Here is a 6,813-nt window from a genome sequence, read left to right as displayed (position 1 = left end):
CATTTAACTCAAAAGGGCGAAGATATTCATTAGTAATTAATTTTTGTGCGCCCGCCGTTTTGTGATCTTCTGCTAATTCTTGTAAATCTATTACAGGTAAGGTAAATTCTAATTTACCAGCAATAATTTGGATGGGTTTACCATCAGCAATCCCAAAACTTGTCCGCAGGGTTTCATGACGATTAATAATTGTAGCGATCGCCTCCTCAAGTGCTGTAAAGTTAAGTGATCCTTGTAGATTCAAGACTCTGACAATATTGTACGCAGAATTTGCCCCTTCCATTTGATCAAGAAACCAAAAACGCTGCTGGGTTAATGAAAGAGGTAATTCAATATTTCGAGCAACTGGTTCTAAGTTTGGCAGTAAATTATGGGCAGAAGATCCAATTTTTTCACTAAATGTGGCAATTGTTGGCGCAGCAAATAAACTAGCAATTGATATTTCTATTGATAGTGCTTCACGCAATCTTGATATAACTAAACTTGCTAATAGGGAATGTCCACCCAATTCTAAAAAGTTATCATGAATACCAACTTTTTCAATTCCTAAAACTTCAGACCAAATGTTAGCAATGATTTCCTGTGTAGGTGTTTGTGGAGGGACAAATTTACTTTGAATTGCTGATAGATCAGGTTCGGGTAAACTGTTCCGGTCTAATTTACCATTGGGTAAAACTGGTAATTTCTCCATCACCATTAAGGTATGGGGAATCATATAATCTGGTAATTTACTGGACAGAAAATTGCGTAATTCTTCCGAATTAAAATCTTGGTTATTGACTACGATATAAGCAACTAGCCGCTTACCACCAGAGACATCTTCCCTAGCAGAAACCACAGCTTCTTGAATACTGGGATGAAGTTTAATTACTGCTTCAATTTCTTCCAATTCAACCCGCATTCCTCGGATATTTACCTGAAAATCAATGCGACCAAGAATTTCTAGATTTTGATTACTTGAATAACGGGCAACATCTCCGGTTTTAAAAAGTCGTTGTTGAGGATTAAAAGGATTAATAATAAATTTTTCCCCATTTGCTTCGGTGCGATTTAGATAGCCCCGCGCCAGGGTAGAACCCGCAATATGGACTTCTCCAGACTCACCAATTTTTACTGGTTCAAGTTGGGAATTGAGTACATAAACTTGCTGAATATCTGGCAGAGGATAACCAACTGGTACATAGCCATCTTCAAGGTTGCAGTCGTCGGGAATGGGATAAAAACCATGGCCAATACTTTCCGTTTGACCGAGAATATTAAAAAACTGGGGTGGTGTTTTAAACAGGTTGCGTAACTTTTTAATTAGTTGATAGGGTAATAATTCGCCACCAAATACTATTAATCTTAATTTTGATGCGCCCAGGGCTTTTGTATATTTTTGCTCTAAACTTTCTAAAGCAATTAGTCCATAACGCCATACAGAAGGTACACCGTCAGAAATGGTAACACCACGTTTTTGAATTAATTCAAATAGGCTTAAAGGAGTTCTTGTTTGTTCACGAGTAGCAAGAATACTGGTTGCACCTTGGGATAAAGGTAAAAATAATTGTCTGACTGAAGCAGTAAAAGAGAAAGATGCTGTATGGAGATAAATATCTTGATGATTAACTGGTAATATTTTAGCGATCGCTTGTAAATAAGCGGTTACACTTGAATGGGGCATTTGTACACCTTTCGGCTTACCAGTAGAACCGGAGGTATAGATTAAATAAGCGAGATTTTCGGCTGTAACTCCACTAACTGGATCATGGGAACTTTGACAATCAATTTTCTGCCAATCTCTATCTAAGCAAATTGCTGCGGAGTTTTCCGTTAAAGATACTAACCATTGTTGTTGTGTCACCACAAATTGCAACTCCGTATCTTCTAGCATGAATGCTATGCGTTCTTGGGGATAGGCCGGATCTATAGGTACATAAGCACCTCCAGCTTTAAGAATACCAAGAATACCGATGATCAGATCAAGCGATCTCTCTAAACATAAGCCTACCATCACCTCAGCACCTACACCAATACTCTGTAAATAATGTGCTAACTGATTGGCTTTAGCATTCAATTCTTGGTAAGTAAGTTGCTGGTTTTCAAATATTGTTGCTACTGAATTTGGTGCTAACTTTACCTGAATTGCAAATAAATCATGGATACAAACACCATTTTCTGGTAAATCATTGATGATTGTAGTCAAATTCGACAAATCTGAATTTAAATCTAACTTCACGTTATTCATAACTATATTTTTGAATTAATTTGCTTTTTAGATGTCTGTTGGTCATATTTTTGCCAAATAGATTTAAATGGCTGTACTAATAAATTAATCGGATTATTAAATAAACTTGATTCCCCATCTAATAGACCAAAATCAAGCTTTTCATAACTTTGCGGTACGTATAAAGTCCCAAATATCCAATCCCAAAAAGACAAAATGTAACCAAAGTTTTTATCATAATGCTTTGGCTCAACACTATGATGAATATGATGTTGGGCAGGACTCATCAACACATGACTAACCCCATGAGGGTAGTTCAACCAAATATGAGAATGTCGTAAGTTGGCAACAGTTAGATAAAATAGAAATATTTCCCAGTTAACTCCATAAATAGATAAATAGGAGACTTGATTTCCAAATAAATAAACCCAGATGCCTGTAGCAAAACCCAGCATTACCGTTCCTATGCTCATACTTAAAAGCAAATCAAGGGGATGGGAACGATAAACAGTCATCGGAGTTAATACATCCGCAGAATGATGGACTTTATGAAATTCCCAAAAGAATGAATTTCTATGAGCTAAATAATGGTAACAATAATAGGCAAAATCCCCCACTAAGGCCACAACAATACTTAATGTGACATAATGATACCACTGAGGATGGGTAATTAAAAAAGGCGTTGTTAGGTGCGTAATTTCTGTTAAATAATCACAAATGATATTGGCTAGATTTGGTAGAGATAATATAATTGGTAATATTACAGATATTTCTAAAAGGGAAGATAAAAAATAATACTTGTATTCAGCGATCGCTGAAGGATGTAAATAAACCTCTTTGGGAAAAAGATATTGCCTTAAATTTATTTGTTTGTCTTGTTGAGATAACCCCAGCTTATATATAGTTAAAGCTATTAACAAAGCCGAAAGTATATATAACCAATAAATCGGAGATGAACTTGTCAATGGCACTAAAAATGGATAAAGAATCCGCAGATTTTGTATTTGTATCATTATCTTAGATATTGGAAAAATAGAAATTTAGTAGGTAAGCTGTTACGCAGCTAAATTTGATAACCACAATTTACTTGAACTTTGTGGTGCGGGCATCTTGCCCGCTATAATTATACAAACTAAATGCAGTACAGCTTACTTGGGATATAACCCATCTTCCGCCAGCTATATCAGCTATTACCCATTACCCATTCCTGATTTTTCACCAGAGTATGCACTTGCCAATTAGGATCAGTTTGCGGATAATCTAAACGATAATGTCCACCACGGCTTTCAGTTCTAAAAACAGCACTTTTGAGAATTAATTCTGCCACATCTAATAAATTACGAGTTTCTGCCCAAAGCCGCAATTCTTTTTCAATTTTCGGTTGTTGAAAATTAACTGATTGTCCAGGCTGTAAACTTAATAATAATTGACTTAAAGGTAAAGCAGCAAAGTCTTCTTGCCAAGATAAAATTTGCAAAATGGCATTTTCTAAACTTGATTTTTCTCGACAAATACCCGCACTTTTCCAGACTAGACGGGGTAAATTTTGGCGAATTTCTGCTAATTGTCCTGGTTGATTTTCCCAATCAATTGCAGACGGGTTAACTGTAAAATTTCCATTTTTAATAAAGTTAACAGATTTCTGTTTTTGAATTATCAATTTTTCATGATCAAGATTAGCCATTTGCGCCCCAAAGACAATACATTCTAAAAGAGAATTACTGGCTAAACGATTTGCACCATGTACCCCCGTACTAGCGGTTTCCCCAACAGCATATAAACCGGGAATATTGGTCGAATTAGTCACATCTGTGATAATGCCACCCATCCAATAATGGGCAGCAGGAGAAACGGGAATGGGTTGATTAAAGACATCAATACCCCAACGTTGACAAACGGCGATGATATTGGGGAAACGATGACGAATTTTCTCAGGGGGAATAGGACGCATATCTAACCAGACATTGGCTGTAGCCGGGTCAGAGGCGGTATTTTGTAAATGACTAAAAATTGCTCGACTGACCACATCTCGCGGTGCTAATTCCCCTGCTGGGTGGTAATCAAAAGCAAAACGTCGCCCGGTATCATCCACAAGGTGCGCCCCTTCACCACGTACGGCTTCACTAATGAGAAAACGTCCTGGTTTACTCAAGGCTGTAGGATGAAACTGCACAAATTCTAAATCACGAAGAATCGCCCCCGCCCGCCAAGCAATGGCCACACCATCACCTGTACTTACTTCTGGGTTAGTAGTTTGAGCAAATACTTGACCACCACCACCCGTAGCTAAAATTACTGCTCCGGCTCTCACCCAGGTAATTTTACCTTGATAAAATAGGCTAATTCCCAAACATTGACCGGTTTGGGGTTCTATCCACAAACTCAAAGCCAAAGCTTGCTGAATTACTTTGATATTCTGACGACGCAGAACTTGATTTTTCAGGGTAGTTGTAACTTCCCTACCAGTGGTATCAGCCGCATGGAGAACACGAGGACGAGAATGGGCTGCTTCTAAGGTTAAGGCTAAGTTACTGTCATGACGATCAAAAGCGACTCCTAAATTAACTAGGGATTGAATACAACTGGGAGCTTGTTCAGCTAAGAATTTTACAGCATCCAGATCACATAAACCCGCCCCGGCTTTTAAGGTGTCTTCAATATGCAGTTTGGGCGAATCTTCTGGGGATACGGCTGCGGCTATGCCACCTTGCGCCCAATCACTGGCAGACAGGGAAACCGTTTCTTTAGTAATTAAGCCGACTTCTAAGGATACCGGTAAACATAGGGCTGTATATAGTCCCGCTGCACCAGCACCGACTACTAAAACATCAAATTGGTTAGGAATATCTATATCAGACAAGGTGAGGTAATAGGTAATAGGTAATGGGTCATGGGTAATGGGTAATGGGTCATGGGTCATGGGTCATGGGTCATGGGGAAATCTATGAAACTTCTGGCCTCTTACCTCTACCAATCACCAATTACCAATTACCAACTAGGGTTATCTGTAGATACCGTTGTTAATGCGATCATCACCTTCGTTGAAGTTAGGCTCAAATTCTGTCACGGTGAAATTATCCAAGTTGGCTTGCAAAAGTGCTTTTTGTTTATCGCTCAATTCTGGGATATTTAATACATCCTCTACTTTTTTGTAGGGAGCATTTTTGATAATTTTACTGCCCAAGGTGGGATATAGTCCTCGATACTTTTGGAAAGCAGCGATATTGGTATTATTCAAATCAATTTTTTTACCAAAGTCCGTTCCCAGTTTCTGATCTGCTTTGTTTTGGCGGGCAACTGCTAAAACAGGAACTTGATTACCCACAAAGCTATTGAAACTAAAAGCTTGGGCTGTTTGGGTAGTTCCCAATATTCCCCAACAACCTAGCAACAATGTAAATACAGTGAATAAACGCACCAATCCTTTCACGATTTTTTACCTCTTTCTATCAAACAGCAATTAAATTGTTGATTATTTGCAGCCACAAGCCATAAACCGTAGGGCATAAGCCAGAATTTTCGGGTTGTTAGAGCAGTTTCTATTCTAACTTGATCCTGATTTTCTCATGATTTAGCTTCTTCGTTTTAGCTTGGGATCTTGCACAACAGTCACCAAGAACTAATATACAGCGTATCAATATCCACAATATTCACTACTATTTGGTTGACTTTGACTTTTGCCAAAAATTTTTCCTCATAGCACTTACGCGCCTATTTTTGGGTGTTTTTCCCATTGATGGGAATTTCACGCTAGAACCGCTGCTATTAAGAATAGACTGTCTACTAGAATTGTACTCAAAATTGCCCCCCCAAAGGCATACCAATGGCATTGTTTATTCAGTAAAGAGACTGTTCCCACTGTCATCAGTATCAGCGCAAGAATAACCGCCCAGCCTTCTCCCCAGGGTGTTTCGACTTGTTCTAAGGCATTTTGTAAGATTTGTGAAGCTCCTGCCGGGGATGTTCTCATAATTTGTCGCCAATAGGGCATCAAATCTACTAAATAAAAATAAATATCGGTTAAAACTGTCCCCAGCAAAGAACCTAAATAGAACCAATTGCCAATTTTACCCCAATTTTTGCGTAAACACCACAAAGCAAAGGGTAATCCTAGTGATTCTATGGGTATATGCCAGATTGGTTCATATCTTAACCAACCCCAATAAATTGCTCCTGTCAACCAAGTCCAGCTAAACCCAAAGAGTAAATCTCCCCATAAATAGGTTCGTGAACTTGACATTAATCTCATACTGATCCAGAGTAAAAAGCCTGTTAAAAATACACTTAGCGCGGGAAATGATCTTACTAATGGTGCTTCCACAAACACTGGTACTGATACTAAAAATACTGATGCTGCAAATACTAACCAATTTTGTCGGGAAGATATCAAGTTTACTAAAGACGTTTTTTTAACGCCATCATCAATATCTAGTGTAGGGTTAGTAGCTGTATAGGAGAAGAATGTATGATTAATCAAAGTTTCTAATATTTGTTACTAAACTTTACTTATTCCACAATATCATAATTGATAATCCCCCCTGGGGGCATCTTGATTATACACGAAATTTATTGATAGGACTATGCACTCAAGTAAAGAATGAAAAAAT

Annotated in this window: 5 protein-coding genes; all 5 read right to left on the bottom strand. The window is 38.1% G+C overall.

What is annotated here, in order from left to right; all coding sequences use genetic code 11:
* Nucleotides 1-2,227 (bottom strand): non-ribosomal peptide synthetase (locus ACIR310F_RS26970; RefSeq protein ID WP_231387554.1); only part of this gene is annotated, 2,227 nt, incomplete at its 3' end.
* Nucleotides 2,228-2,229: 2 nt separating this feature from the next.
* Complete coding sequence (locus ACIR310F_RS0114630; protein ID WP_035368074.1) at nt 2,230-3,219, bottom strand: sterol desaturase family protein; 990 nt, start codon at nt 3,217-3,219, stop codon at nt 2,230-2,232.
* A 170-nt stretch (nt 3,220-3,389) separates the two neighbouring features.
* Nucleotides 3,390-5,066, bottom strand: a complete 1,677-nt coding sequence (gene nadB, locus ACIR310F_RS0114625; RefSeq protein ID WP_028084465.1) for an L-aspartate oxidase — start codon at nt 5,064-5,066, stop codon at nt 3,390-3,392.
* Nucleotides 5,067-5,207: 141 nt separating this feature from the next.
* A complete protein-coding gene (gene psbU / locus ACIR310F_RS0114620) occupies nt 5,208-5,636 on the bottom strand; it encodes a photosystem II complex extrinsic protein PsbU (protein WP_028084464.1) in 429 nt (142 codons plus the stop codon).
* A gap of 315 nt (nt 5,637-5,951) precedes the next feature.
* Nucleotides 5,952-6,632 carry a DUF3120 domain-containing protein gene (locus ACIR310F_RS0114615; RefSeq protein WP_051289669.1) on the bottom strand — a complete coding sequence of 227 codons (681 nt, stop codon included), beginning with the start codon at nt 6,630-6,632 and terminating at the stop codon, nt 5,952-5,954.
* Between the last annotated feature and the right edge of the window lie 181 nt (nt 6,633-6,813).

The sequence above is a fragment of the Dolichospermum circinale AWQC310F genome, from assembly GCF_000426925.1.
Taxonomy (GTDB): Bacteria; Cyanobacteriota; Cyanobacteriia; order Cyanobacteriales; family Nostocaceae; genus Dolichospermum; species Dolichospermum circinale.
This window is presented reverse-complemented; position numbering and strand designations above follow the sequence as displayed.

Coding starts and splice junctions, on each gene's coding strand:
- ACIR310F_RS0114630 (WP_035368074.1), bottom strand. CDS start 3,219: ATGATACAAATACAAAATCTGCGGATTCTTTATCCATTTTTAGTGCCA.